Source organism: Streptomyces sp. NPDC054813, from assembly GCF_053611365.1.
Window position 1 is genome coordinate 18,744 of sequence record NZ_JBSHAF010000008.1, and the last position, 24,201, is coordinate 42,944.

The following is a 24,201-nucleotide window of genomic DNA, read 5'->3' on the forward strand; positions in this document are numbered from 1 at the left end:
TTTTCCCCCCCCCCCGCCCTCGGCCCTGTTTCCCCCATTGGGGTTTAATGGGGGTGTGGTACAAAAACACAACAAATTTGGGGGGAGGGAAGCGATGCGACCGCCCCGCCTTCGTGTTCCCCGGTCCGGCCCGCCGCGGCCCCGATGACACGCCGCCGAACGGCCTATCCAGCGGGTAATCGGGTCATCGGCTCCTAACCTGCCAAATGTGACAAAACGCCATATCACATACCTCGCCTGTGCCGCCGCCCTGTGCGGCTCCCTGCTCGGCGCCGCCCCGGCGACCGCCGCCCACCGCATCCTCGAGGTGCATCCGGGTGAGTCGATCCAGAAGGCCGTGGACGCGGCCGAGCCCGGCGACACCGTCCTCGTGCTGGCCGGCACGTACCACGAGAGCGTCAAGGTGACCACGCCCAGCCTCACGCTGCGCGGCGTGGGCCCGGAGACCGTGCTCCAGCCGCCCAAGAAGTCCAAGAAGTCCAAGAAGGCCAAGAAGGCCGCGGCCGAGAAGTCCTGCGCGGAGATGGGCAACGGGATCTGCGTGGTCGGCACCAAGAGCCGGCCCGTCGAGGACGTCACCATCGCCCGGATGACCGTGACCGGGTTCTCCCGGACCGGCGTCATGGCGGTCGGCACGGCCAACCTGAACGTGCACGGCGTGGCCGCCGTGAAGAACGGGCAGTGGGGCATCGCCGAAGAGCGCTCCGTGCACAGCACCTACCGGTACAACGTCGCCCGGAGCAACGGCGACGCGGGCCTGTTCCTCGCCAACTCCATCACCGCGGAGAAGGGCGCCACCGACACCGACGGCACGGCGGTCGACCACAACCTGCTGGAGAAGAACCGGATCGGCGTCACCGTGCGCCGGCTGCGCAACCTGACCGTCTCGGACAACTCGGTGACCGGGAACTGCGCGGGCATGTTCGTCGTCGGCGACGAGAACAAGCCGAAGGCCGGTCACATCACCGTCGCCGACAACCAGGTCGTGAAGAACAACAAGTACTGCAAGAAGACCGCCCGGCTGTCCTTCCTGCAGGGCTCCGGCATCGTCCTGACCGGCGCCGAGGACACCCTGGTCACCGGCAACACGGTCACCGGGAACTCGGGCAAGTCCCCGATGTCCGGCGGTGTCGTGATCGTCAAGAGCTTCGTGGGCGCCACCAGCGAGAAGAACCAGATCACCCGCAACAAGCTGTCGGGCAACGCCCCCGCCGACCTGATCAACCAGGAAGCCGCCAAGCACGGCAACAGCTTCAAGACCAACACCTGCAAGAAGTCCAAGCCCGCCGGTCTGTGCTGACCTGACGGCCGTACGACACCCCCACGAGGAAGGAAGGCGGCACATGACCGCACCAGCACGCGATCTCTCGGCGCCGAAGGACCCGGCGCGGGACGACGCACCGCCGCCCTCGATGCGGCTGCGCGAGCTCGTGTTCGGGGCGGCCTGTGCCGCCGCCGTCCGCGCGGCCGCCCGGCTGCGCGTCGCCGACGCGCTCGGGGACGCCCCGATGACCGTGGAGAGCCTGGCGTCCGCGGTGAAGACCGACCCCAGGCCGCTGCGCCGGCTGCTGCGCGCCCTGTCCTGCTACGGCGTCTTCGCCGAGCGGCCGGACGGGACGTTCGCCCACACCGAGACCTCCCGGCTGCTGCGCGAGGACGACCCGCACAGCCTGCGGTACATCGCCCTGTGGTGCACCGAGCCGTGGACCTGGGATGCCTGGCCGAAGCTCGACGAGGCCGTGCGCAGCGGCCGTAACGTCATCGAGGACCTCTACGGCAAGGAGTTCTTCGTCTACCTGAACGAGGACGCCCCGGAGTCGGCGGACGTCTTCAACCGGGCGATGACCACCTCCAGCGAGCAGTCGGCCCGTGAGGTCGCCGCCCTGCTCGACCTGTCCGGCAGCCGGTCGGTCGCGGACCTCGGCGGCGGCCAGGGGCATGTGGTGGCCTGTCTGCTGGACAAGTACCCGGCGATGAAGGGCTATCTGCTGGATCTGCCGCGGGTGGTGGAGAAGGCCCTGCCGCGGCTGCGCCCGGGCGGCGACCTGGAGGACCGGGCGCGCATCGTGCCGGGTGACATCCGGGAGGCCGTGCCGGTCGACGCGGACGTCTACATCATCAAGAACATCCTGGAGTGGGACGACGAGTCCACCGTGCAGCTGCTGGCCAACGTGGTCGCGGCGGGGGGTCCCGGGACCCGGGTGGTGGTGATCGAGAACCTGGTCGACGACACGCCGTCGATGCGGTTCAGCACCGCCATGGACCTGCTGCTGCTCCTGAACGTCGGCGGCGCCAAGCACACCACGGACAGCATGGTGCGCCGGCTGACCGACGCGGGTCTGAGCGTCAACGACATCCGCCCGGTCAACCCGTATCTGCACGCCTTCGACTGCACGGTGCCCGCCTGAGGCAGGTCCCGGACATGCCGGTGCCGGGCCCGCGTTCTGCGCGGGTCCGGCACCGTTGGCGTACGGCGGTACGACGGTTCACGCCGCGCCGTCGCGCTCCCAGAGGTAGAAGCGCTGGGCCATCGCGTCCTTCGGGGAGCGCCAGGTCTCCGGGTCGTACGCGCTGACGTACGCCGTGAGACGGTCGCTGACGTCCCTGAAGTCGGGGTGCGAGGTGACCTTGGCGATGGCCGGTCCCGGCTCGCGCTCGGACTCGATGAGGTGCATGTAGACATCACCGAACTGGAAGAGGCTGCGCCGGGTGACCCCGACGAGGTGCGGCAGCTCTCCCCGGTCGGACTCCGCGAACACCTTCGCGATGTCGGGGGCGGAGCCCGGTGCCATACGGGCGACGATCAGGGCCTGGTGCACGTGTCTCTCCGTTCCTGTCTTCCTGGTGGCCGGCTCAGTCGGCCAGGGCCGGGTCGGGGCGCCGGCCGGTGGCCGCCTTCTCGATCTTGTCCCGGATCAGGGCCATCTGGACCTTGGAGTTCCTGTTGATGTTGTCGGTCATCCACTCGTCGTCGACGGGGGCTTCCGGCTTCATCGCGAAGTCCTGGGTCCAGACCATCCGGGTGCCGGCGGGGACCTCCTCGTACTGCCAGAGGATGTCCATGTGCGCGAACGGGCCGGTCTCGACCCGGCGGGCCTTGACGCGGAGGTGGGCGCGGTCCGTCTCGCGCTCGGAGACCCAGCTCCACACCTTGCCGTTCTCGTCGGGGTGCATGGTCAGCCGGAAGGTGACCTTGTTCCCCTGCTCTTCGAGGATGTCGGCGCTGGCGTACTCACTGAACAGCTGGGGCCAGTTGGCCACGTCGTTGGTCATGTCCCAGACCAGGTCGACGGGCGCGGCGATGGTGATCTCGTTCTGGGTGTGTCCGGTCATGTCAGGCTCCCGCGGGCATGGCGCTGTTGACGAGGTCGAGGAACTGGCGGGGGGTCTTGCACCGCTCGGCGTCCACCGGCATGGGCACGCCGTGCCGGTTCTCCAGTTCGCCGACGATGCCGAGCAGGCCGAGCGAGTCGACGCCGAGGGCGTCGAAGCCGCTGTCGGCCCGGTCCTGGAGGTCGGCCGGGGCGACGGTGACGCCGGCGGCCTTCTTCATGAGTTCGGACAGTTCGTCCACGGTGATGCTCATTGGGACTCCTTCTTCTTCGCTGCTGGGCAGCTGTTTTTTCGCCGGATCACCCGGCCGCGCCGTGGCGCAGCACGAGTGCCGAGTTCGACCCCATGAGTCCCCGGCTGAGGACCAGCGCCGTGCGTGGTGCGGCGGCGCGGGCGCTGCCCGTCACGAGGTCGAGGTCGTGGCAGATGTCGTGGACACCCGGGGTCGGCGGGATCAGGCCGTGTTCCATGGCGAGCACCGCTGCGGCGGTGTCCAGGACGGGGGCCGCGCAGTACCCCCGGCCGATCCCGGTCTTGGGCGCGGTGACGGGCACCCGCCTGCCGTGCGCGCCGAGGGCGTCGGTGATGGCCAGCGCCTCCGCCCGGTCGGCCGCCGGGACGCCGAGGGCGTCGGCGAAGACCACGTCGATCTCCTCCGGGGCACAGCCGGCCTCGGCGAGGGCGCCACGGATCGCCTGGGCGAGCCCGGCCCTCGACTCGGCCCAGCGGGAGGCCCCGGTGAAGGTCGACGCGTGTCCGTCGAGGGTGGCCCGTACCGGCAGTCCGCGTCTGCGGGCCGAGCCGGTGTCCTCCACGACGAGCATGGCGCCGCCCTCGGCCGGCACGAACCCGCAGGCCTGCTCGGTGAACGGGCGGTAGGCGCGGGTCGGGTCGGTCTCCCGGCTGAGCTCCTCGTAGCCGAGCTGGCAGACCATCGAGTACGGAGCTATGGGCGCCTCGGTGGAGCCGGCCACGATGACGTCGGTGCCGCGTCGCACCGCGCGGGCGGCGTGCGCCAGGGCGTCCAGGCCGCCCGCCTCGTCGGCGGCGACCACCGAGCAGGGCCCCTTGAAGCCGCGCCGGATGGAGATCTGGCCGGTGCTGGCCGCGTAGAACCAGGCGATGGACTGGTAGGGGCCGACGAACCGGCTGCCCTTGCCCCAGAGTTGCTGGAGCTCGCGCTGGCCGAACTCGCCGCCGCCGGAGCCGGCCGCGGTGACCACGCCGATGTCGAAGGGCGAGCCGTCGGTGTCGGCGCGGCCGAGGCGGGCGTCCTCGAGTGCCAGATCGGCCGCGGCCATCGCGAAGTGCGTGAAGCGGTCGGTCTGGACGATGAGGCGTTCCTCGACGGCGGCCGTCGGGTCGAAGTCGCGGACTTCTCCGGCCACCTTCATGGGCAGGTGCTCGCAGCCGTCGCGGGTCACCTTGTCGAGGACGTTGCGTCCCTCCTGGACGGATTTCCAGAAGGTCTCGGTGCTGGTTCCGTTGGGCGCGACGACACCGATGCCGGTGACGGCCGCCCGACGAGAACGGGGTTCGCTCATCGTGTCCGTCCTCTCTGCCGCGTCAGGATCACCGCGGACTGGAAGCCGCCGAACCCGCTGCCCACGGACAGGACGCCGCCGAGGCGCCGTTCGCGGGCGACGCGCGGCACGTAGTCGAGGTCGCACTCGGGGTCGGGGGTCTCGTAGTTCGCGGTGGGCGGGACGACCTGGTGGGCCAGGGCGAGCACACAGGCGACGACCTCGATCGCGCCGATGGCGCCGAGCGAGTGGCCCACCATGGACTTGATGGAGCTCATGGGCGTGCTGTAGGCGTGCTGCCCGAGCGCCTTCTTCACCGCCGCGGTCTCGTGGCGGTCGTTCTGCCGGGTGCCGGAGCCGTGGGCGTTGACGTAGTCGATGGCGGTGGGGTCGAGGCGGGCGTGGTCGAGGGCGGTCTCGATGGCGCGGGCCATCTCCAGGCCCTCGCTGGTGAGACCTGTCATGTGGTAGGCGTTGCCGAAGGTGGCGTAGCCGTCGAGCTGGCAGTAGATGTGCGCGCCGCGGGCCTTGGCGTGCTCCAGCTCCTCCAGGACGAGCACCGCGCCGCCCTCGCCCATGACGAATCCGTCGCGGCGGTTGTCGAAGGGGCGCGAGGCGTGCTCGGGGTCGTCGTTGTTCGGGGAGGTGGCCTTGATCGCATCGAAGCAGGCCATGGTGATCGGGGAGATCGGGGAGTCCGAGGCACCGGCGATGCAGATGTCGGCCCGGCCCTCCTGCACGGTGTGGAAGGCGTAGCCGACGGCGTCCAGGCCCGAGGTGCAGCCGGTGGAGACGGTCTGTACCGGACCCTGGGCGCCGAAACGTTCCGCCACCGCGGAGGCGAGGGTGCTCGGCGAGAACGCCCGGTGCAGCTGGGGCCCCGCCTGCCGGTGGTCCACGTCCCAGTGCTGGCCGCCGGCGCTCACCAGGACGTAGTCGTGCTCCAGACGGGTGGTGCCGCCGACGGCCGTACCCAGGGAGACCCCGACCCGCCAGGGGTCCTCCCGGCCGAGGTCGAGACCGGAGTCCCGGACCGCCTCGTCACCGGCGACCAGGGCGAACTGTATGTAACGGTCCGCTCGTTCGATCTCCTCGGCGTCCAGGCCGTGCGCCGCCGGGTCGAAGTCGCACTCGGCGGCGATCCGCGACCTGAGGCCGGAGGGGTCGAAGAAGGTGATGCCGCGCGTCGCGGTCCGGCCGGAGGCGAGCAAGTCCCAGAACGCCGGTACGCCCACACCCCCCGGAGCCACGATGCCTATGCCCGTAACCGCCACGCGCCGGGTCACGACCGGACCTGCCCCACGGCGACGGCGGCTTCCGTCTCCTCCGTGTCGACATGGCCCTGGCTCGGGCGCGGGGCCAGCGGGCCGAGGTGGAAGACGATCCGGGCCTCGGCATTGCCCACGTTGCGGAAGCGGTGGCGCATGTTGATGGGGATCATCAGACCCTGCTCGGGCCGCAGCGGGTGCGGCTCGCCGTCCAGGTCGACCTCCATCTCACCGCAGACCACGTACACGAACTCCTCGGAGAACGGGTGGTAGTGCTCGGCGATGCGGTCGCCCGGCTGCACGATGGCCACACCCATGAAACCGCTGGTGGAACCCACCGTGGCGGGGGTGAGCATGGCGCGCAGGTCGCCGCCGCGCCGCGTGTTGGGCTCGATCTCGCTGAGGTCCACGATCTTTGGAATGGGCTTCATCTGTAGGTTCCTCCGTGAGGGTGATCCGGCGGTGGTGGGGGGTCAGGCGTCGGGCGAGCGACGGTCGGTGAGGAGCTTCATCCGCACCGTGTCGCCGTCCAGCAGGGCGGTGAGCGCGTGGGCCGGGACGTCGTCCACAGGGGTGCCGGACCGCTGCTCGACCAGCCGTACGACGACGTCGTCGCGCTGGAAGACCGTGCTGTGCAGCACCGGGCTCGCCGGGTCCTCGGCCGCGGCCTCGTCCTGCTGCGCGAGCAGCTCGGCGAGCCGCATCCCGCAGCCCGGGCGGGCCGGGTAGTACAGCGCGTGGCGGTCGCCCTCGGACAGCTCATCGGCGCCGCTGACGTGGTGCACGGCCGGCAGCGCCGCCCGGGTGAAGAACACCCGTGCGGAGTCCTGGTCGTCGAGGTCGCGGTCCTGCTCCAGGTAGGGGTTGATGGCCTCCTCGACGGCCCGCACCTCGGGCTGCCGGGCGACGTGGCGCAGGGCGACCATCAGGTCGCCGCGCACCTCGATGGCCCGCACCACCCGGTTGCCGTGCATGAACAAGGAGGTGCGGCACAGCCGGGTGGAGTCGTCGACCTCGGCCTTGGGCGAGGCGTAGTCCGAGAGGAGCTTCGCGACCTGGGCCTCACTGCCCGGCCGGACCGTGAAGGTGAGCGCGTGGCGGATCACGCCGTCGCCCATCCGTGGCTCGGCCTGCAGGACACGCACCGCGTCCACCGCCGGCCCGCCGGTCTCGCGGACGACCTGGAAGCGGAGCGAACGGGTGTCGCGCACGCAGTTGTGCAGCGGCTTGACCATCTCCACGTGCTCCTCGCTGTTCACCCAGGCGAGGAACGGCGGGGCGCTCTCCCACTCGCTGGTGATCAGCCACTGCGAGGGGTTCTCGATCGACTGGCAGAGCTGGTCGCTGACGTGACCGGGCACCTGGGCGACCTGGTTGCACAGCTGCTCATAGGCCTCCAGGAACTCCTGCTGCGCGCCGTCGAAGACGTCCACCAGCAGGACGACCCGGAGCCGCGAGCCGTCGAAGACGGACTGGGAGACCCGTTTCGACACCGGGCGGGTCAGCTTTTCCGAAACCTTTTCCGAGATCGTCGTCATGCTTCGCACATCTCCTTCGCGGGGGCAGCGGCCTGCGCCTTCGCCGATGACGCGGCGTCAGCGCTTTTTGATCCTGTGCCGGTCCTCCGAAGCGCGCGACTCGCGTGAACCAGGTGGGTGATTGAGCACGCGGAACCCCTCGGGAAGGGGGGCGGAAGGGGCATGGAAGTTCCGACGCACCTGACGCACCACCACCCGCCCCTGGAGTCCCCGATGCAGCACAGAACCGATCACCAGGTCCCCGTCCTCGTCGTGGGCGGCTCCCTCGTGGGCCTGTCCATGTCCCTCTTCCTGGGCCGTCTAGGCGTACGCCACATGCTCGTCGAACGGCACTCCGGGACCTCGATCCATCCACGCGGCCGGGGCAACAACGTGCGGACGATGGAGCTGTTCCGGAAGGCCGGCATCGAGCCCGCCATCAAGTCCGCCGCCTCACTCCTCACCGACAACCACGGCATCCTGCAGACCCCGACGCTGGTCGGCGACGCCGGCGAATGGCTGTTCAAGGAGATCGATCCCGGCGGCGGAATCGCGAGGTTCAGCCCTACGGGGTGGTGTCTGTGCAGCCAGAACGACCTCGAACCCGTGCTCCGCCAGGCGGCCGAATCCCTCACCGGCGAGCTCCGCTACTTCCACGAGATGGAGTCCTTCGAGCAGGACCCCGAAGGGGTGACGGCGTACGTCCGGGACCGTGACTCCGACCGGATGTACACCGTCCGCGCGGACTACCTGGTCGCCGCCGACGGCCCGCGCAGCCCGGTCCGGGGCCGGCTCGGCATCGGCCAGATGGGCCCCGGCGACCTGTTCGCCAACGTGAGCATCACCTTCCGCTCCAAGCTGCTCGCCCACACCGTCGGGGACCGGCGGTTCATCTGCTGCTACCTCACCGATCCGGAGGCGGACGGCGCGCTGCTGCCCGTCGACAACAAGGAGCACTGGGTCTTCCACGCCCCGTGGCACCCCGAACACGGCGAAACCCTCGACGAGTTCACCGAGGAGCGCCTCACCCGGCACATCCGCCGGGCCGTCGGCGTCCCCGACCTCGACGTCGAGATCACCGGCCGCGCCTCCTGGCGGGCCGCCGAACGGGTCGCCGAACGGTACGCGTCCGGGCGGGTCTTCCTGGCCGGCGACTCCGCGCACGAGATGTCCCCGACCGGCGCGTTCGGCTCCAACACCGGCATCCAGGACGCGCACAACCTGGCGTGGAAGCTGGCGGCCGTCCTCGACGGCTGGGCCGGCCCCGGACTGCTGGAGTCGTACGACGCGGAGCGCCGCCCGGTCGCCCTGGCCACCAGCGCCCGTGCCTCGGCCCGCTCGGTGGAGCACAGCCATCCCGGGTTCGCGCCCGCGCCGGGCATCGGCGCCGGCAAGCGCGGCGGCATCCTCAACATCGTCCTCGGCTACCAGTACCCGAAGGGCGCGGTCGTCGACGCGGACCCCGGCCAGCAGGTCGTACCCGATGGGATGAACCTGACCGGGCAGCCGGGCAGCCGGGCCCCCCACCTGTGGCTGCGCCGCGCGGACGAACGGCTCTCCACGCTCGACCTGTACGAGCGGTCCCTGGTACTGCTCAGCGACGCGGGCTCGGCGGCGGGCTCGGCCTGGCACGCGGCCGCCCGCCGGATCGCGGACACGGAGCGGCTACGACTGGACACGTACCGCGTCGGGGCGGCGGGGGCGGACCTCGTCCACGACGGAGAGGGCATGGACTGGGCGGCCGCGCACGGCACGACGGCGGACGGTGCGGTGCTGGTACGGCCGGACGGATTCGTGGCCTGGCGCTCGGAGGGCGCGGTGCCGGACCCGGAGGGAGAGCTGCGGGACGTACTGGCCCGGCTGCTGCGCAGGCGGTGAGCCGGGGGGGGTGGGGACGCTTACCGGCGCTTGCAGGGTGCCGCCGCGCCCACCCGTGCCGCCTGGGGGTCCCCCCAGGCCTTTCGGGCTCTGGGGGAGGCACGGTTGCCCGCGGCTATGGAGACGCTGCTGGGACGTGCCCCGTAAGGGGCGCGGGGAACTGCGCGATCAGCCCCCACTCAGCCGCACTCAGATACGGACCTCGACGGTCTTCGCCAGCCGGTCGTGCAGCCCCCTGCCGTCCCGGTCCCACACCAGCGCCGGGATCGCGAGGCACAACAGCACCGTGCGGGCCAGTGCGCGCAGCGGCTGCACCCGCCCCGTCTCCACCCCGACCACCCGCAGCCGGAACAGCCGCTTACCCGGCGTGAAGCCGATGGTACCGACGGTCAGGACCCCCAGGACGAAGAAGACCAGCAGCGTCCAGTTGCTGGTCGTCGCCGGGTTGTAGCCGTCGGTGATCAGGCCGTATGCGATCAAGACGCACAGCGCCCAGTCCACGACCAGCGCACCGAGCCGTCGCCCCGGACGGGCGATGGAGCCCGGCCCGTCCTCCGGCAGACCGAGCTGCTCACCCCGGTATCCGAACTCCGCACCGGCCTCTTCCATGGCCGCACGGGGCCCCGAGAGCCACGATCCCATTGCTTGCCTGTTGTCCACCCGACCACGGTACTGCCCGGGCAAACGCCCGGGGTCCGGCGGGGTGCCGCGGGGCTACGGTGGAACAAGGCCGGTTAACTTCAGCGAAACAAATGGGTCACGCCCGAGAAATCACCCGTCCCTAGGGTCGAGAACAGCGTGTGCCACCGCACTGGCCGCACGAACGAACTACCACCCCGGCGCGGGAACGCCCGGAAGTAGGAGGAGCTGGATGTTCCAGAACGCCGACGAGACCAAGAAGTTCATCGCTGACGAGGACGTCAAGTTCGTCGACGTCCGGTTCTGCGACCTGCCGGGCGTCATGCAGCACTTCACGGTGCCCGTCGATGCGTTCGACCCGGACGAGGAGCTCGCCTTCGACGGATCCTCGATCCGCGGTTTCCAGGCGATCCACGAGTCCGACATGGCGCTGCGCGCGGACCTGTCGACGGCGCGTATCGACCCCTTCCGCCGCGACAAGACGCTCAACATCAACTTCTTCATCCACGACCCGATCACGGGCGAGCAGTACTCCCGTGACCCGCGCAACGTGGCGAAGAAGGCGGAGGCGTACCTCGCGTCGACCGGTATCGCCGACACCGCGTACTTCGGCCCCGAGGCCGAGTTCTACGTCTTCGACTCCGTCCGCTTCGCGACCACCGCGAACGAGTCCTTCTACCACATCGACTCCGAGGCGGGTGCCTGGAACACCGGCGCCCTGGAGGACAACCGTGGTTACAAGGTCCGCTACAAGGGCGGCTACTTCCCGGTCCCGCCGGTCGACCACTTCGCCGACCTGCGCGCCGAGATCTCCCTGGAGCTGGAGAAGAACGGCCTGAAGGTCGAGCGCCAGCACCACGAGGTCGGCACCGCCGGCCAGGCGGAGATCAACTACAAGTTCAACACGCTGCTCGCGGCCGCCGACGACCTCCAGCTCTTCAAGTACATCGTGAAGAACGTGGCCTGGCGCAACGGCAAGACCGCGACCTTCATGCCGAAGCCGATCTTCGGCGACAACGGCTCGGGCATGCACGTGCATCAGTCGCTGTGGGCCAACGGCGACCCGCTGTTCTACGACGAGGCCGGCTACGCGGGCCTGTCGGACACCGCCCGCTACTACATCGGCGGCATCCTCAGGCACGCCCCGTCGCTGCTCGCCTTCACCAACCCGACGGTGAACTCGTACCACCGCCTCGTGCCCGGCTTCGAGGCCCCGGTGAACCTGGTGTACTCGCAGCGCAACCGCTCGGCCGCGATGCGTATCCCGATCACGGGTTCGAACCCGAAGGCCAAGCGCGTCGAGTTCCGCGCGCCCGACTCCTCCGGCAACCCGTACCTCGCCTTCTCGGCGCTGCTGCTCGCGGGCCTGGACGGGATCAAGAACAAGATCGAGCCGGCCGAGCCGATCGACAAGGACCTCTACGAGCTGGCCCCCGAGGAGCACGCGGGCGTCCCGCAGGTCCCGACCTCCCTCCCGGCCGTCCTCGACTCCCTGGAGCGCGACCACGAGTTCCTGCTCGCGGGTGACGTCTTCACGTCCGACCTGATCGAGACGTGGATCGACTTCAAGCGCACCAACGAGATCGCCCCGCTGCAGCTGCGTCCGCACCCGCACGAGTTCGAGCTGTACTTCGACGTGTGACAGACGCCCTTCGCGGCTCTCGACGCCCCCGTTCCCGGTTTCTCGGGACGGGGGCGTCGTCGTATCGTGCGGGTGTACTCATGTTCGAGACGGGGGGAACCGTGATGTCCCAACAGGAAGACGACCAGCACGAGTTCGACTTCAGGTGGGCCGCCGAGGCGGAGCACAAGGAGCCGTCCGCGCGGGCGCGCATGCTGGCCGCGCGCTGGAAGGAGAACCCGCCGGAGCCGGCGCCGTTCCGGGCGGATCCGGGGCCGGTGGAGCCACGCCGTTCGTCGTGGGTGTCGACGGCTCTGGTTCTGGGGTGCGTGGCAGCGGTGATCGTGCTGCTGGGTTACATACAGACGCGGTCGCCGTACTAGCGCCCAGTAGGGGGCGCGGGGCTGTATCGACATGCGGCTCCGCCGCGGAGGCGCGCCCACGCCCCACGGCGCCGCGCCTTCACAGGGACCTTTTGCCGCTACTAGGGACGTTCGGAACCTTTCCATGGGCCCCGGCAGGTGCACACTGGACAGCGGGACGAGTGCCTGACTGCGGGGTGATGGCAGATGCAGAGCCGCTTCCGGAGCGACCGGCGACTGACCGTGCGGATGACGGTCACGCTGTTCCTGCTCGGATTGTTGTACGTCGGCTTCGTTGCCGCGTTGATCGTGTTGCTGAAGTCGTGGCTGCTGGTCGTCGTACTGGTGGGCGCGATGTTCGTGGCACAGTTCTGGTTCTCCGACCGGATCGCGATGTTCGCCATGCGCGGGCGGGTCGTGGAGCGCGAGGAGTATCCCGAGCTGCACGCGGTGGTGGACCGGCTGTGTGCCATCGCCGACATGCCGAAACCCGTGGTCGCCGTGTCCGAGATGGACATGCCGAACGCGTTCGCCACCGGGCGCAATCCCGATCACGCTGTGGTCTGTGTGACCACGGGCCTGCTGCGGCGGCTGGAGCCCGCCGAGCTGGAGGGGGTGCTCGCGCACGAGCTGTCGCACGTGGCGCACAAGGACGTCGCCGTGATCACGGTCGCGTCCTTCCTGGGTGTGATCGCGGGGCTGGTCGTGCGGTTCGCCTTCTACTCGCAGATCTTCGGAGGGGGCAGGCGGGACCAGAACACGGCCGCCGTCTTCGCCGCCGTCATCGGGGTCTCCGCCGCCGTGTACGCGATCAGCTTCCTGCTGATCAGGGCGCTGAGCCGGTACCGGGAGCTGGCCGCCGACCGGGCCGCGGCCCAGCTCACCGGGCGCCCCTCCGCGCTGGCGTCGGCGCTCACCAAGGTCTCCGGCGACATCGCCCGGATCCCGACCAAGGACCTCCGTACCGCCCAGGCCTTCAACGCGTTCTACTTCACCCCGGCGACCGGCAAGGAGCCCGGCATCGAGCGCTTCTTCTCCACCCACCCGCCCCTGGAGCAGCGGCTCGAGCAGCTGGCGCGGATCTCGGCGGAGCTGGGTGAGGCGGCGACGCCCGGGAAGGCCGGGTGAGCATGGGGTTCCTGGACATCCTGCTCGGCCGTACCAAGCCCGTCGCCCCCGACCTCGACCAGTTGTTCGCGCTGCCGTCGGCGGCGGTGACCCTGGAGGCGGCGGCCGGGTTCCGGCCCACCGGTCTGGGCGCGGTGTGTTTCGCCACCGTCGAGGGCGCGGCCTTCGAGCAGACCCACCGCGAGGTGCAGGCGCTCCTCGACGCGGACGCCGAACGCAACGGCTCCCCGGTCGAGCTGAGCCAGGACCACTACGGGTACTCCTGGCTGGTCTCGCGGCGCACCCCCGACCAGCTTCCGCAACTGGTCACCGACCTGCACGCGGTGAACAGTTCGATGGAGGTGAACGGCTTCGGCCCGCAACTGCTCTGTTCCCTGGCCTCCTTCGAGGACGAGCGCGGGCGCAGGCTCGCGCTCGTCTATCTCTACAAGCGGGCGACGTTCTACCCCTTCGCGCCGCTGCCGGGTTCCGGCGAACGGCGCGACAGCGCGCTGGAGTTGCAGATGAAGGCGACCCTCGCGAACGACCTGCGGATCGAGCAGGACCTCAGCCGCTGGTTCCCGGTGTGGGGTGCCCCCGGCCTCTGACCGGCCGGGGACACCCGCCTGCGCGCCCCTACTGACCCTTGTTCCGCTCCTGACGCCGGAACTCCAGGGGGCGCTCGCGCCGGTAGCGGCGCTCCCACTTGGCCTGACGGTCACGGCGGTCGCGGTACGTCTTGTAGTCGTTCGGCACACCCCCGCCCCCGCCGGACGGACCGCCCGACGAGGATGCCGACGACGAGCCGCGCCCGTAGTGGACGTACAGGAAGAGCAGGGCGACGGCGGCGAGCCACCAGTTGTGGTTTCCGAATCCGAGGATGACCAGGACGACAGTTCCGGATAGGACGATGGTGCCCATGACGGGCCTCCGTGGCGTGAGCGTGTGTGAGCGGTCGACGGATCCGACGGCACGCGGGGGACGGCGGCCGTCCGTCGGTGCGTAGCAGACTAGCCCCGAGTCCCCAGGGCGCGGTCGGCCCTTCGGAAAGCGGTGGTGGACGGCTCCGGAACGCGTCTCCAGCGTAGGGATCCGGTCACTCGGTGTGCATCCCGTTTTCGGGAGGGACCGCATGAGTGGCAGGTCCGCCTCAGCCCCCCGGTGCCGCCGTCAGGACGCCCGCCGTGACGGCCGTGCCGAGGACGGCGTGGTCGGTGGTGGTCCGGTCGGCGTAGGCGAGGGCGAAGTCGGTGACCGCGTGGTCGAAGGTGTCGGTGCCGCCCAGGTGGCCGGCGATGGCGATGCGGTGGCCGGAGCGGGCGTGGGCGCGTGCCAGGGTCCTGCCGCACGGGGGGCGGCGTAGGCGCGCAGGCCCTTCGTTCTGGAGGAACAGCGGGTCGTCGGCGTCCCGGCCGGAAGCAGTGAAGGGCCTACGAGGGGAGGTCCGCATGCCGGGGCCGGCGAACGGGTGACCGGGGGCGGGGCGCGGGTGGGAGTCCCGGTGACGAAGGCGCCGGGGGGACGTGTCGGACACACGGCCCCCGGCGCCGCCGGCTTACCGCGAATACCGCATCAGGGCCCGCACCATGTGGCACGTGGTGGCCGACGGCGGATGGACGCCGATGCTCTCCGCCGTGCTCCGGATCCTCTCGTCGCGCGCCTGGTTGGGCAGGTAGACGCCGGAGTCGAGCAGGGCTATGGCGAGGCGCATGGCCTTGAGGCGGCGGTTGTGCGTGACGTACCACTCGCGTGGCCGCCCGGCCGGCAGCGGGCGCTTCTCGGCCGGCGCGTAGGGCGAGTCGAGCAGGACGGCACGCTTCGCGGTGGACTGGGTCGGCAACGGCTTCGGCTTCAGTGCGGCAGCGGGCACAGGCATCCTCCTGTCGCGGTCAGAGGGCCTCCGGACACCCCGGCGACTCTCTCGAACACTGCTTCCAGTGTACCGGCCCCCACTGACAATCGGGGGTCCGGGACGGACCGTCAAAACAGCAGGTGGCGAAGGGAATTGCGGTTCCGTTTCAGGGGTTCCGGATGAGGCGGATGGGGTCGCATTAATTCGAACAACGCCGGCCGCCTGGGACTCGGCGGCTACCGTGTCCGGCATGGAGATCTGGATCAACCCGGCCTGCTCGAAGTGCCGTACCGCGATCGGCCTGCTCGACGCCGAGGGGGCCGACTACACCGTCCGCCGTTATCTGGAGGACGTGCCGAGCGCGGACGAGATCAGGGCCGTACTGGAACGGCTCGGGCTCGAACCCTGGGACATCACCCGCACCCAGGAGGCCGTGGCGAAGGAGCTGGGGCTGAGGGAGTGGGCACGGGACGAGGCGGCGCGCGACCGGTGGATCACGGCGCTGGCCGAGCACCCGAAGCTCATCCAGCGGCCGATCATCACCGCGGACGACGGGACCGCGCTCGTCGCCCGTACCGACGAGGCCGTACAGGAAGCGCTGGCCAGGAGGACGAGGTGACAAGAGGTGAACAGGCTTCAACTCCGCTGTGACGCACGTTACTTAGGTGGCTCCTGTAACCACTGAGTAACTCCGTTCGGCATCTCGTACATAGCGACGTACGCTCCCCCACCCCTCTTCAGGAGGCGCGCATGTCGCGTAGGAGAACTCTCGGCGCCAAGAAGTCGATCGCACTGCTGGTCGGCGCCGCAGCCGTCGCCGGCGGCGGGGCCTTCGTCCTGGCGTCCACCTCGAACGCCGCGCAGACCCCGCAGAACGCGAAGACACTGTCCTCGGCCGCGGACTCGACCGTCTGCTCGGGGCTGGCCACCGCCCTCGGCAACAACCAGAAGTTCATCGCGGACCAGAAGGCGAACCCGGACGCCCAGTCGTCGGCCCGGATCGCCAACCGCGAAGCGGTCATCGCGCAGATCAAGGTCCAGCAGAAGGCGTCCGGTTGCGTCGTTGGGGAGTCGGCTCAGGGCTCCCAGGCGGCGGGCGGTGCGCAGACGGGCCAGACCGGTCAGACGGGCCAGACCGGCCAGCAGGCCGCCACGCCGGCGCCCTCGAAGAGCGCGGCCACCGGGAACACCGGAGGCGGCGCCGCCGCCGCGGGCCAGCAGGTCTGCAACGGCTCGACCGTCACGCTGTCCGGCGAGGCCGGCGCCCCGGCCGCCTCCAGCAACCAGTTCCCGGCGGGAACCACGCTGAAGGTCACCAACCTGGACAACAACAAGTCCACGACGGTGAAGGTCACCTCGGTGTCCGGCAGTTGTGTGCTGCTCAACAACGCCGCCTTCGAACAGGTCCGGGAACCCGGCAAGTTCCTGATCCGCCGGGCCCTGATCCAGAAGGTCGGCTGATCGAAGAGACGGGCTGTGGCTCGGCCGCCGGCTTTCACGGAGGGAAAGCCGGCGGCCGCCGCGCAGGGCCGCGCACAGCGCCCGAAATGGGCTCCGTACCCCGCCCGCCCGCTCCTCACAACGTGAGTCGCACCACAGAACCGCCAGGTAACACCGGGTTCACATTCGAGCAATGATCGGGAAATCGCCTGTTGACAGGCTGCCGGGCAACACCGAGGCGCCCCAGTGCCGTAGCGCCGCTGCACCCGCAAGTGCGCCCGACCCACCCCGAAGGATGTGGCCCGTGACCTTCAAGGCTGAGTACATCTGGATCGACGGCACCGAGCCGACGGCCAAGCTGCGTTCGAAGACGAAGATCATCGCGGGCGCCCCCGCCGGTCTCGACGCGCTGCCGATCTGGGGCTTCGACGGGTCCTCCACGAACCAGGCCGAGGGGCACTCCTCGGACCGTGTGCTGAAGCCGGTCTTCACCTGCCCGGACCCGATCCGCGGCGGCGACGACGTACTCGTCCTGTGCGAGGTCCTGGACATCGACTTCACCCCGCACTCCTCCAACACGCGTGCCGCGCTGGTCGAGGTCGCGGAGAAGTTCGCCGCGCAGGAGCCGATCTTCGGCATCGAGCAGGAGTACACCTTCTTCGACGGCGCCCGTCCGCTGGGCTTCCCCGAGGGCGGCTTCCCGGCCCCGCAGGGCGGCTACTACTGCGGTGTCGGCGCCGACGAGATCTTCGGCCGCGAGATCGTCGAGGCCCACCTGGACAACTGCCTGAAGGCGGGTCTGGCGATCTCCGGCATCAACGCCGAGGTCATGCCCGGCCAGTGGGAGTTCCAGGTCGGCCCGGTCTCCCCGCTGGAGGTCTCCGACCACCTGTGGGTGGCCCGCTGGCTGCTCTACCGCACCGCCGAGGACTTCGGCGTCTCCGCCACCCTCGACCCCAAGCCGGTCAAGGGCGACTGGAACGGCGCCGGCGCGCACACCAACTTCTCCACCAAGGCGATGCGCGAGGGCTACGACGCGATCATCACCGCGTGCGAGTCGCTCGGCGAGGGCTCCAAGCCGCTCGACCACGTCAAGAACTACGGCGCCGGCATCGACGACCGCCTGACGGGTCTGCACGAGACCGCCCCGTGGAACGAGTACTCCTACGGCGTCTCCAACCGCGGTGCCTCGGTCCGTATCCCCTGGCAGGTCGAGAAGGACGGCAAGGGCTACATCGAGGACCGCCGCCCGAACGCCAACGTCGACCCGTACCTGGTGACCCGGCTGATCGTCGACACCTGCTGCACCGCCCTGGACAAGGCCGGCCAGGTCTGATCCGCGCACTTCCCACAGGGGCGTCCACCGTCGCGGTGGGCGCCCCTGCGGCGTTGTCGGTGGCGCGTGTCATGGTGGGCGCATGGAGATCGACGAGGTCCTCGCCGTCAACGCCTGGACGGAGAACGGGCAGACGTACCTGTGGAGTGCGCCGGACGGACTGCGCGAGGCTGTGCGCGGGCTCGGCACGGCCGGGAACCGCTTCCTGATCGCCCAGCGCATCCCGGACCTTCCGAAGGTGTTCGCGCAGGTGTGGCACGAGGAGGGCGGCGACTACCGCCTCGAACACCGGCGCGGCGCGGACGAGTTCTCCGGTACGAACCTCACGGACCCGGACCGGGTGGCGGAGCTGCTGGCCGGCTGGGCACGGGAGGACGACGGCTGGGACGCGGGCGTCGCCTGGGAACCGGTCCCGGTGCCGCCGCGCGAGGAGATACCCGCCCTCGGACCCGAGGTGGCGGCCCGCGCCGAGGACCAGGTGCACGCCCTGCTCCGGGACGGCTACCTGGGGATCGAGCGACTCGTCCGGGAGACCGTGGACCTGATGGCCGACGACGACGGGGACGGCACCGCGCCGGTCTCCCCGGCGCAGGCGCGGGAGATCGTGGAGCGGCTCTGGGTGGCGCGGGTGGCGGAGCAGCGGGCGTGGACCGGGCCCACCGACCCGGACCGGCTGACGCGGGCGTTCGCGGCGCTGGAGCGCGAAGGCGTCGTCGCTCGCGAGGACTTCACCTGCTGCCGCTCCTGCGGCATGGCCGAGATCGGCGCCGAGGCCGAGGACGCGGGTGGGGCCCGGGGCTTCGTCTTCTTCCACCACCAGTGCACCCGTTCCGCCGCCGAGGGCCACGGCCTCAGCCTCTACTACGGCGGCTTCGACGGCTCCGCGGAGACCACCACGGCCGTCGGCCGCGAGGTGGTCGCCGCCCTCACCGCCGCCGGGCTGTCCGCAGTGTGGGACGGCAATCCGGACAAGGCGATCGAGCTCACCCCGCTGACCTGGCGCAAACGCCTGGTGGGGTGAGGCGGGCAGCGTCAGGGTCCCGCCAGGGACGCGTCCAAGCAGTGAGAGGAGGGTCCTGTTTCCCGGCTGTGTCTGCTTCAATGGGCGCATGGCCAGCTACCAGAAGTGCAGCGCGACGGGTCGCCATGACCTCGAGCCCTTCTGGCCTTCCCGTCAGCACCACGACTTCGACCGGGTGTGTTGCCGCGCGATGAACGCGCGGGCCCTCTAAAGCCGTACACCCCGGCCTTCGGCCAGCGCGGAACGCAGAACGTCCCCGGCGCGCCCGACCACGAGTCGCGGCCGTCGTCCCGACCGACGAACTCCTCGCGCGAAAGAGCTGACGTCTCATGGCGACCACTCGTTCTCTCTCCCCCGCCTCCGCAGCCCGGCACCGGCTGCGTGCCGTCGACCGGGACGAGGTGGTGGACATGGCCGACTTCCTGCCGCCGGGCGCCACCTGGCTGCCCGCCCCGCAGCACACCGTGCCCACCCTGCCGGGCCAGCCGCCGATGATCGGCTACCTGGTGCTGGTCCCGGCGGACCAGCGGCCGCCGTTCCTGCCGGTCGCGGTGCCGGACCCGCAGCAGTCGGCCGACGAACCGGGCGCGACCACGACGACCACGGCGACCGCCGCGTCCGGTACCCGGCCGCTCGTCACCGTCGACTCCGTGCAGCGCACCGCCCAGGTCGGCGGGCGTGAACTCGACCTCACCTACCTGGAGTTCGAGCTCCTCGCCCATCTGGTCGCGCACCCCAACCGGGTGCACACCCGCGACCAGCTGGTCACCACGGTCTGGGGCTACGGCCACGTCGGCGACGGCCGCACGGTCGACGTCCATGTCGCCCGGCTGCGCCGCAAGCTCGGCGCGGAGCACCGCAAGGCGATCCAGACGGTCCGCCGGGTCGGCTACAAGTACACCCCGCCGACCGGCCGCTGACGGGCCGCTCTGCCCTGGTGACGGGGGCCTCGGCCGACGCCGGGCCCGACCGAGTGCGCGCAGGACGAGCGGGGCGGGTGAGCCGGCCGTCGTGGAGTCGTTCGGCGCGGACGGCTCGGTGCTGGTGCGGGCCGGGCTGATCCTCGGCCCGTACGAGAACATCGGCCGGCTGCCGTGGTGGCTGAACCGGATCGCCCGGGGCGGGCCGGTGCCGGCACCGGGCCCGCACGGTCTGCCCGTCCAGTTCGTGGACGCCCGCGATCTCGCCGAGTGGACCCTGGGTGCGGTCGAGCGGGGGCTGTCCGGACCGTACAACCTGGTCGGGCCGCCCGGGCACACCACGATGGGCGCGCTGCTGGAGGCTTGCCGCCGGGTCACGGGGTCGGCCGCGGAGCTCCGCTGGACCGACCCCGAGGTGATCCTCGCCACCGGGATCGAGCCATGGGTCCAGCGCCCACGCGGCGGAGCCGCACATCGGGCACAGCCCCGCACCCCTGAAGGGGCGCTACCTGCGCCCGGGGTGTACGTAGCACCACCCCCTCACATGGGGCTTCGGGCCAGTGACCCGTGGAGAGTCGGTCGGCCAGACTGGCCGCATGACGACGAACACGAACAGCGGTGGCTTTCGCGGCAGGGCGCGCGAGGTGCTGCTGGCCGCCGTGCGGGGGCTGGTGCTGGCGCTGGTGATGCCGGCCGTCTCGATCCTCTGTTTTGTCCTGACGGCGGTCTCCGTCGCGCTGATCCCGATCGGCGTCGGTATCGTCACCACGCCCCGGATCCTGGGCGCTGTCCGGGAGGTGGCGGACGTGCGGCGGCGGCTCGCGTACGAGTGGTGCGGGGTGCGGATCCCGTCGGCGTACCGGCCGCTGCTGCCGGACGCCAACCCCTGGACGCGCACCTTCGGCATGCTGCGGGACCCGCAGGTGCGGCGGGACGTGCTGTGGCTGCTGGTGGACATGACGGCCGGGTTCGTGACCGCGCTGCTGCCGGCGGTGCTCGTGTTCTATCCCTTCGAGGGGTTCGCGCTGGCGGCGGGACTGTGGCGGACCATGACGGGCGGCCCGTACGGGAAGTACGGCCCGTACTGGTACGGCTTCGTGCCGGTCAGCGGCCAGGCCACCGCGTTCGCCGCCGCCGGGCTCGGCGCCGTCATCCTCGTCGCCGCCTCCCGCTACGCCCCCGCCGCGCTGACCGTCCACTTCAAGCTCACCCGCGCCGTCCTCGACACCGGTCAGGGTGAACTCACCGAGCGGGTGCGGGTGTTGACCGAGACCCGGAAGGACGCGGTGGACACCTCGGCGGCCGAGCTGCGGCGGATCGAGCGGGATCTGCACGACGGGGCGCAGGCCCGGCTGGTGGCGATGGGCATGGATCTCGGCACCATCGAGATGCTCCTCGACAAGGATCCGCAGAAGGCGAAGCAACTGCTCGCGCAGGCCCGGCAGGCATCCGTGGAGGCCCTGGGCGAGCTGCGCGACCTGGTGCGGGGCATCCATCCGCCGGTGCTGGCCGAGCGCGGACTCGGCGATGCCGTAAGGGCGTTGGCGCTGCGGCTGCCGGTGCCCACGGAGGTGACCGTGGACCTGCCGGGCCGGGCGGACGCGCCGGTGGAGTCGGCCGCGTACTTCGCGGTGAGCGAGGTGCTGACCAACGCGGTCAAGCACTCCGGCGCCGACCGGATCTGGGTGGACCTGCATCACGTGCCGGAAGGCGTCGGCATGCTGCGGATCTCGGTCACCGACCACGGCAGGGGCGGCGCGGTGATCGGCGCCGGGTCGGGACTCGCCGGTGTCGAGCGGCGGCTGGGTACATTCGACGGCGTCCTGGCCGTCAGCAGCCCCGCGGGCGGCCCCACCATGGTCACCATGGAGATTCCGTGCGTGTTGTCCTAGCCGAAGACCTGTTCCTGCTCCGCGACGGGCTGGTCCGGCTGCTGGAGGCCTACGACTTCGAGATCGTGGCCGCCGTCGAGACCGGCCCCGAACTCACCCGGGCGTTCGCCGAGTTGGAGCCGGACGTGGCGGTGGTGGACGTACGGCTGCCGCCCACGCACACCGACGAGGGGCTGCAGTGCGCGCTCAGGGCGCGGCGGGACCGGCCCGGGCTGCCGGTGCTGGTCCTCTCCCAGCACGTGGAGCAGCTGTACGCGCGGGAGCTGCTGGCCGACGGCAGCGGCGGGGTGGGGTATCTGCTGAAGGACCGGGTGTTCGACGCCGAGCAGTTCGTGGACGCCGTACGGCGGGTCGCGGCGGGCGGTACGGCCATGGATCCGCAGGTGATCCAGCAGCTGTTGTCCCGGCGGGCCGGCGACCGGCCCCTGGAGGGCTTGACACGGCGGGAGCTGGAGGTGCTGGAGCTGATGGCGCAGGGCCGTTCGAACGCGGCGATCGCCGCTCAGCTCGTCGTCACGGATCGGGCCATCGCCAAACACACCTCCAACATCTTCACCAAACTGGGACTTGAGGTGTCGGACGATGACAATCGGCGCGTCCTGGCGGTGCTCGCGTATCTGGACCGCGACCGCTGATTTTCCAGAAATCGCCCTGCTCAAACGGCAGTTGTGGCCCAAGTGCGTAACAAATCTCTGATGAATTTGTGAGGCAGCTGAACACGTCTGAGGCGGGGTGCGTATGAAAGGACGCCGCTTCACTCCTGTCGGGCGCCTCGATGCTGCCCCGCAAGGAAGTCAGAGGAGTTCCATGGGACGCAACACACGCAAGCGCCGTTCGCCATTGGCCGTCAAGGCCATAGCCGCATCGGCGGCCCTAGCGCTCGGCGGGGGCGGGCTGCTCTGGGCGCAGATGAACGCTTCGGCGCACGAGTCGAACAACTCAGCCCAGAACTACACGAAGGCTGCCGCTGCCTCGGTCGCGACGATCTCCTGCCCGGACGTCGGCCAGAAGCTGACGAACGTGCCCGCCAAGGCCAAGTGGGGGGTGGCGGCGGAACTGGCGAAGCTCGACAAGCAGATCACCGAGGCCTACGCCCGTCTCGCCTCCACGCGCCAGGCCCAGGCGAACGACGCGAACTTCGTGCAGAACGCGATCGTCGGCCCCCTGAAGGAGAAGCGGGCGGCCACGATCGACCGGATCCGGATCGACATCACCCGGGTCGGCGGGCAGTTCGACAGCTCGCTGGCCCAGCTCGCCGCCTGCACCACGCAGACCGCCAACCAGACCACCGCCGGCGGGGGCAACAACAACGGTGGTCAGAACAACAACAACGGCCAGAACAACGGTGGTCAGAACAACAACGGGAACAACGGCCAGGCCACGGCCGCCCCGAGTGCCAGCGCCAGCGCCCCGGCCAACGTCGGCGGGCAGGCGGGCAACGGCCCGGTCGCGGCCGACTTCGTGGACATCACGAAGGTCGCGCCGAACGTCCTGGCCAAGCCGCAGAAGCAGCAGACCGCTTCGACCGGTACCTTCACCACCCGCTGCGGTGTGAACGCGAACAAGAACCACAACACCGACAACGTCATCGTGGCGCCCGGCGTGACCAACGGCGCGCACCACCTGCACGACTACGTCGGCAACCAGAAGGTCAACGCGTTCGCCACCAACGACTCGATGCTGGCGGCGCCGAGTTCCTGCCAGAACCAGAGCGACCTGTCGTCGTACTACTGGCCGGTCGTGCGTGTCCAGGACGGTTCGCAGGACTTCGACCAGAACGCGGACGGCGGTGGCAAGGAAGGCAACGTCGGCAAGATCCTGACCCCGCAGTCGGCGGAGATCAAGTACGTCGGCAGCCCGGCCGCCAAGGTCGTCGCGATGCCGCAGTTCCTGCGCATCATCACCGGTGACGCCAAGACCACGACCAACGGTCTGGCCAACGCCAACGCGCACTGGAGCTGCACCGGCTTCGAGAACAAGGTCCAGCTGACCGAGCAGTACCCGATCTGCCCGCAGGGCAGCAACGTGGTCCGGACGTTCGCCTTCCAGAGCTGCTGGGACGGCGTCAACATCGACAGCGCCAACCACCGTACGCACGTGGCCTTCGCGGACCCGGCGAGCGGTGTCTGCGGGAACGGCTTCAAGGCCATTCCGCAGCTGACGATGCGCCTGGTCTACAAGATCACCCCGCCGACCATCCAGAACGGCCAGGTGAAGAACGCCTACGCCGTGGACGGTTTCCCGGAGCAGCTGCACAAGCCGTCGACCGACCACGACGACTTCATCAGCGTCACCAAGAACAACCTGGCGGCGAAGATCGCCAACTGCATCAACACCGGCCGCAGGTGCCAGTGAGCAACACCCCTGGCTAGCCGATAGCACGAAGGCGGGGGGGGGGGGGGCCCCCCCCCCCCGCCGCGGGGGGGGCGGGGGGGGCGGGCGCCCCTCGGGGTGGGGTGTGTGGTGTGTGGCCGACACCCGACACCCCCCCC

25 protein-coding genes and 1 pseudogene are annotated in these 24,201 nt (G+C 70.4%); 15 read left to right on the plus strand and 11 right to left on the minus strand.

Features of this window, described 5'->3' with window-relative positions; genetic code table 11:
* The first annotated feature begins 208 nt into the window (after positions 1–208).
* On the plus strand, positions 209–1,300 hold the full coding sequence (locus ACWGJB_RS17495; protein ID WP_453381030.1) for a right-handed parallel beta-helix repeat-containing protein: 1,092 nt from the start codon (positions 209–211) through the stop codon (positions 1,298–1,300).
* Positions 1,301–1,343: 43 nt separating this feature from the next.
* On the plus strand, positions 1,344–2,408 hold the full coding sequence (locus tag ACWGJB_RS17500; protein WP_453381031.1) for a methyltransferase: 1,065 nt from the start codon (positions 1,344–1,346) through the stop codon (positions 2,406–2,408).
* A 78-nt stretch (positions 2,409–2,486) separates the two neighbouring features.
* Here the strand turns inward: ACWGJB_RS17500 and ACWGJB_RS17505 are convergent, their stop codons facing one another.
* From ACWGJB_RS17505 to ACWGJB_RS17535, 7 genes are read right to left on the minus strand one after another with little or no spacing between them, the layout of a single operon-like run.
* Positions 2,487–2,819, minus strand: coding sequence for a TcmI family type II polyketide cyclase (locus ACWGJB_RS17505; protein ID WP_453381032.1), 333 nt, complete (start codon positions 2,817–2,819; stop codon positions 2,487–2,489).
* 34 nt (positions 2,820–2,853) lie between these two features.
* Complete coding sequence (locus ACWGJB_RS17510; RefSeq protein WP_453381033.1) at positions 2,854–3,333, minus strand: SRPBCC family protein; 480 nt, start codon at positions 3,331–3,333, stop codon at positions 2,854–2,856.
* 1 nt (position 3,334) lies between these two features.
* Positions 3,335–3,586 (minus strand): acyl carrier protein, encoded by a 252-nt coding sequence (locus ACWGJB_RS17515; protein ID WP_362722922.1) that lies wholly within the window; start codon positions 3,584–3,586, stop codon positions 3,335–3,337.
* A 46-nt stretch (positions 3,587–3,632) separates the two neighbouring features.
* Positions 3,633–4,877 carry a ketosynthase chain-length factor gene (locus ACWGJB_RS17520; protein WP_453381034.1) on the minus strand — a complete coding sequence of 415 codons (1,245 nt, stop codon included), beginning with the start codon at positions 4,875–4,877 and terminating at the stop codon, positions 3,633–3,635.
* Positions 4,874–6,142 (minus strand): beta-ketoacyl-[acyl-carrier-protein] synthase family protein, encoded by a 1,269-nt coding sequence (locus ACWGJB_RS17525; RefSeq protein ID WP_453381035.1) that lies wholly within the window; start codon positions 6,140–6,142, stop codon positions 4,874–4,876. Before ACWGJB_RS17525 ends, ACWGJB_RS17520 begins: the two co-directional genes overlap by 4 nt.
* Positions 6,139–6,555, minus strand: coding sequence for a cupin domain-containing protein (locus ACWGJB_RS17530; protein WP_450759810.1), 417 nt, complete (start codon positions 6,553–6,555; stop codon positions 6,139–6,141). Before ACWGJB_RS17530 ends, ACWGJB_RS17525 begins: the two co-directional genes overlap by 4 nt.
* 42 nt (positions 6,556–6,597) lie before the next feature.
* Positions 6,598–7,662, minus strand: a complete 1,065-nt coding sequence (locus ACWGJB_RS17535) for a SchA/CurD-like domain-containing protein (protein WP_453381036.1) — start codon at positions 7,660–7,662, stop codon at positions 6,598–6,600.
* Positions 7,663–7,875: 213 nt separating this feature from the next.
* Here ACWGJB_RS17535 and ACWGJB_RS17540 point away from each other — a divergent pair, with 213 nt between their 5' ends.
* A complete protein-coding gene (locus tag ACWGJB_RS17540) occupies positions 7,876–9,519 on the plus strand; it encodes an FAD-dependent oxidoreductase (RefSeq protein ID WP_453381350.1) in 1,644 nt (547 codons plus the stop codon).
* A gap of 189 nt (positions 9,520–9,708) precedes the next feature.
* On the opposite strand, the gene ACWGJB_RS17545 is transcribed toward ACWGJB_RS17540, so the two are convergent.
* Entirely contained in the window at positions 9,709–10,179 is a 471-nt protein-coding gene (locus ACWGJB_RS17545) for an RDD family protein (RefSeq protein ID WP_453381037.1), read from the minus strand.
* 211 nt (positions 10,180–10,390) lie between these two features.
* On the opposite strand from ACWGJB_RS17545, the gene glnA reads away from it, so the two are divergent.
* The 4 genes from glnA to pspAB all read left to right on the plus strand — a co-directional run bounded on the left by glnA (position 10,391) and on the right by pspAB (position 13,856).
* On the plus strand, positions 10,391–11,800 hold the full coding sequence (gene glnA, locus ACWGJB_RS17550) for a type I glutamate--ammonia ligase (protein WP_360493688.1): 1,410 nt from the start codon (positions 10,391–10,393) through the stop codon (positions 11,798–11,800).
* Between the two features lie 104 nt (positions 11,801–11,904).
* Positions 11,905–12,162 carry an SCO2583/SCO2584 N-terminal domain-containing protein gene (locus tag ACWGJB_RS17555; RefSeq protein ID WP_453381038.1) on the plus strand — a complete coding sequence of 86 codons (258 nt, stop codon included), beginning with the start codon at positions 11,905–11,907 and terminating at the stop codon, positions 12,160–12,162.
* Between the two features lie 186 nt (positions 12,163–12,348).
* Complete coding sequence (htpX, locus tag ACWGJB_RS17560) at positions 12,349–13,269, plus strand: zinc metalloprotease HtpX (protein ID WP_453381039.1); 921 nt, start codon at positions 12,349–12,351, stop codon at positions 13,267–13,269.
* Positions 13,270–13,271: 2 nt separating this feature from the next.
* Complete coding sequence (pspAB, locus tag ACWGJB_RS17565; RefSeq protein ID WP_453381351.1) at positions 13,272–13,856, plus strand: PspA-associated protein PspAB; 585 nt, start codon at positions 13,272–13,274, stop codon at positions 13,854–13,856.
* A 28-nt stretch (positions 13,857–13,884) separates the two neighbouring features.
* Here pspAB and ACWGJB_RS17570 read toward each other — a convergent pair whose 3' ends face one another.
* The 3 genes and pseudogenes from ACWGJB_RS17570 to ACWGJB_RS17580 form a co-directional block, all read right to left on the minus strand.
* Positions 13,885–14,169: a hypothetical protein gene (locus ACWGJB_RS17570; RefSeq protein ID WP_450759797.1), complete on the minus strand. Its 285-nt coding sequence runs from the start codon at positions 14,167–14,169 to the stop codon at positions 13,885–13,887.
* Between the two features lie 229 nt (positions 14,170–14,398).
* Positions 14,399–14,596, minus strand: a pseudogene (locus ACWGJB_RS17575) (DUF2252 family protein); the annotation flags it as partial.
* A gap of 207 nt (positions 14,597–14,803) precedes the next feature.
* The gene (locus ACWGJB_RS17580) at positions 14,804–15,118 is read right to left on the minus strand and encodes a hypothetical protein (RefSeq protein WP_453381040.1); all 315 of its coding nucleotides are present in this window, start codon (positions 15,116–15,118) and stop codon (positions 14,804–14,806) included.
* Positions 15,119–15,350: 232 nt separating this feature from the next.
* Here ACWGJB_RS17580 and ACWGJB_RS17585 point away from each other — a divergent pair, with 232 nt between their 5' ends.
* The 8 genes from ACWGJB_RS17585 to ACWGJB_RS17620 all read left to right on the plus strand — a co-directional run bounded on the left by ACWGJB_RS17585 (position 15,351) and on the right by ACWGJB_RS17620 (position 24,064).
* On the plus strand, positions 15,351–15,719 hold the full coding sequence (locus tag ACWGJB_RS17585; RefSeq protein WP_453381041.1) for an arsenate reductase family protein: 369 nt from the start codon (positions 15,351–15,353) through the stop codon (positions 15,717–15,719).
* A gap of 131 nt (positions 15,720–15,850) precedes the next feature.
* Entirely contained in the window at positions 15,851–16,561 is a 711-nt protein-coding gene (locus tag ACWGJB_RS17590) for a hypothetical protein (protein WP_453381042.1), read from the plus strand.
* A 283-nt stretch (positions 16,562–16,844) separates the two neighbouring features.
* Complete coding sequence (gene glnII, locus ACWGJB_RS17595) at positions 16,845–17,876, plus strand: glutamine synthetase (protein WP_351732103.1); 1,032 nt, start codon at positions 16,845–16,847, stop codon at positions 17,874–17,876.
* An 82-nt stretch (positions 17,877–17,958) separates the two neighbouring features.
* Positions 17,959–18,897 carry a DUF6891 domain-containing protein gene (locus ACWGJB_RS17600; RefSeq protein ID WP_453381043.1) on the plus strand — a complete coding sequence of 313 codons (939 nt, stop codon included), beginning with the start codon at positions 17,959–17,961 and terminating at the stop codon, positions 18,895–18,897.
* Positions 18,898–19,226: 329 nt separating this feature from the next.
* Positions 19,227–19,817 carry a winged helix-turn-helix domain-containing protein gene (locus ACWGJB_RS17605; RefSeq protein WP_453381044.1) on the plus strand — a complete coding sequence of 197 codons (591 nt, stop codon included), beginning with the start codon at positions 19,227–19,229 and terminating at the stop codon, positions 19,815–19,817.
* 596 nt (positions 19,818–20,413) lie between these two features.
* On the plus strand, positions 20,414–21,709 hold the full coding sequence (locus tag ACWGJB_RS17610; RefSeq protein ID WP_453381045.1) for a sensor histidine kinase: 1,296 nt from the start codon (positions 20,414–20,416) through the stop codon (positions 21,707–21,709).
* Positions 21,694–22,344, plus strand: coding sequence for a response regulator transcription factor (locus tag ACWGJB_RS17615; protein WP_453381046.1), 651 nt, complete (start codon positions 21,694–21,696; stop codon positions 22,342–22,344). The genes ACWGJB_RS17610 and ACWGJB_RS17615 overlap by 16 nt, the downstream gene beginning before the upstream one ends.
* A 172-nt stretch (positions 22,345–22,516) precedes the next feature.
* Positions 22,517–24,064 carry a DUF1996 domain-containing protein gene (locus ACWGJB_RS17620; protein WP_453381047.1) on the plus strand — a complete coding sequence of 516 codons (1,548 nt, stop codon included), beginning with the start codon at positions 22,517–22,519 and terminating at the stop codon, positions 24,062–24,064.
* Positions 24,065–24,201: the final 137 nt, after the last annotated feature.

Coding starts and splice junctions, on each gene's coding strand:
- ACWGJB_RS17500 (WP_453381031.1), top strand. CDS start 1,344: ATGACCGCACCAGCACGCGATCTCTCGGCGCCGAAGGACCCGGCGCGG.
- ACWGJB_RS17510 (WP_453381033.1), bottom strand. CDS start 3,333: ATGACCGGACACACCCAGAACGAGATCACCATCGCCGCGCCCGTCGAC.
- ACWGJB_RS17515 (WP_362722922.1), bottom strand. CDS start 3,586: ATGAGCATCACCGTGGACGAACTGTCCGAACTCATGAAGAAGGCCGCC.
- ACWGJB_RS17520 (WP_453381034.1), bottom strand. CDS start 4,877: ATGAGCGAACCCCGTTCTCGTCGGGCGGCCGTCACCGGCATCGGTGTC.
- ACWGJB_RS17530 (WP_450759810.1), bottom strand. CDS start 6,555: ATGAAGCCCATTCCAAAGATCGTGGACCTCAGCGAGATCGAGCCCAAC.
- ACWGJB_RS17535 (WP_453381036.1), bottom strand. CDS start 7,662: ATGACGACGATCTCGGAAAAGGTTTCGGAAAAGCTGACCCGCCCGGTG.
- ACWGJB_RS17540 (WP_453381350.1), top strand. CDS start 7,876: ATGCAGCACAGAACCGATCACCAGGTCCCCGTCCTCGTCGTGGGCGGC.
- glnA (WP_360493688.1), top strand. CDS start 10,391: ATGTTCCAGAACGCCGACGAGACCAAGAAGTTCATCGCTGACGAGGAC.
- ACWGJB_RS17555 (WP_453381038.1), top strand. CDS start 11,905: ATGTCCCAACAGGAAGACGACCAGCACGAGTTCGACTTCAGGTGGGCC.
- htpX (WP_453381039.1), top strand. CDS start 12,349: ATGCAGAGCCGCTTCCGGAGCGACCGGCGACTGACCGTGCGGATGACG.
- pspAB (WP_453381351.1), top strand. CDS start 13,272: ATGGGGTTCCTGGACATCCTGCTCGGCCGTACCAAGCCCGTCGCCCCC.
- ACWGJB_RS17570 (WP_450759797.1), bottom strand. CDS start 14,169: ATGGGCACCATCGTCCTATCCGGAACTGTCGTCCTGGTCATCCTCGGA.
- ACWGJB_RS17585 (WP_453381041.1), top strand. CDS start 15,351: ATGGAGATCTGGATCAACCCGGCCTGCTCGAAGTGCCGTACCGCGATC.
- ACWGJB_RS17590 (WP_453381042.1), top strand. CDS start 15,851: ATGTCGCGTAGGAGAACTCTCGGCGCCAAGAAGTCGATCGCACTGCTG.
- ACWGJB_RS17600 (WP_453381043.1), top strand. CDS start 17,959: ATGGAGATCGACGAGGTCCTCGCCGTCAACGCCTGGACGGAGAACGGG.
- ACWGJB_RS17605 (WP_453381044.1), top strand. CDS start 19,227: ATGGCGACCACTCGTTCTCTCTCCCCCGCCTCCGCAGCCCGGCACCGG.
- ACWGJB_RS17610 (WP_453381045.1), top strand. CDS start 20,414: ATGACGACGAACACGAACAGCGGTGGCTTTCGCGGCAGGGCGCGCGAG.
- ACWGJB_RS17620 (WP_453381047.1), top strand. CDS start 22,517: ATGGGACGCAACACACGCAAGCGCCGTTCGCCATTGGCCGTCAAGGCC.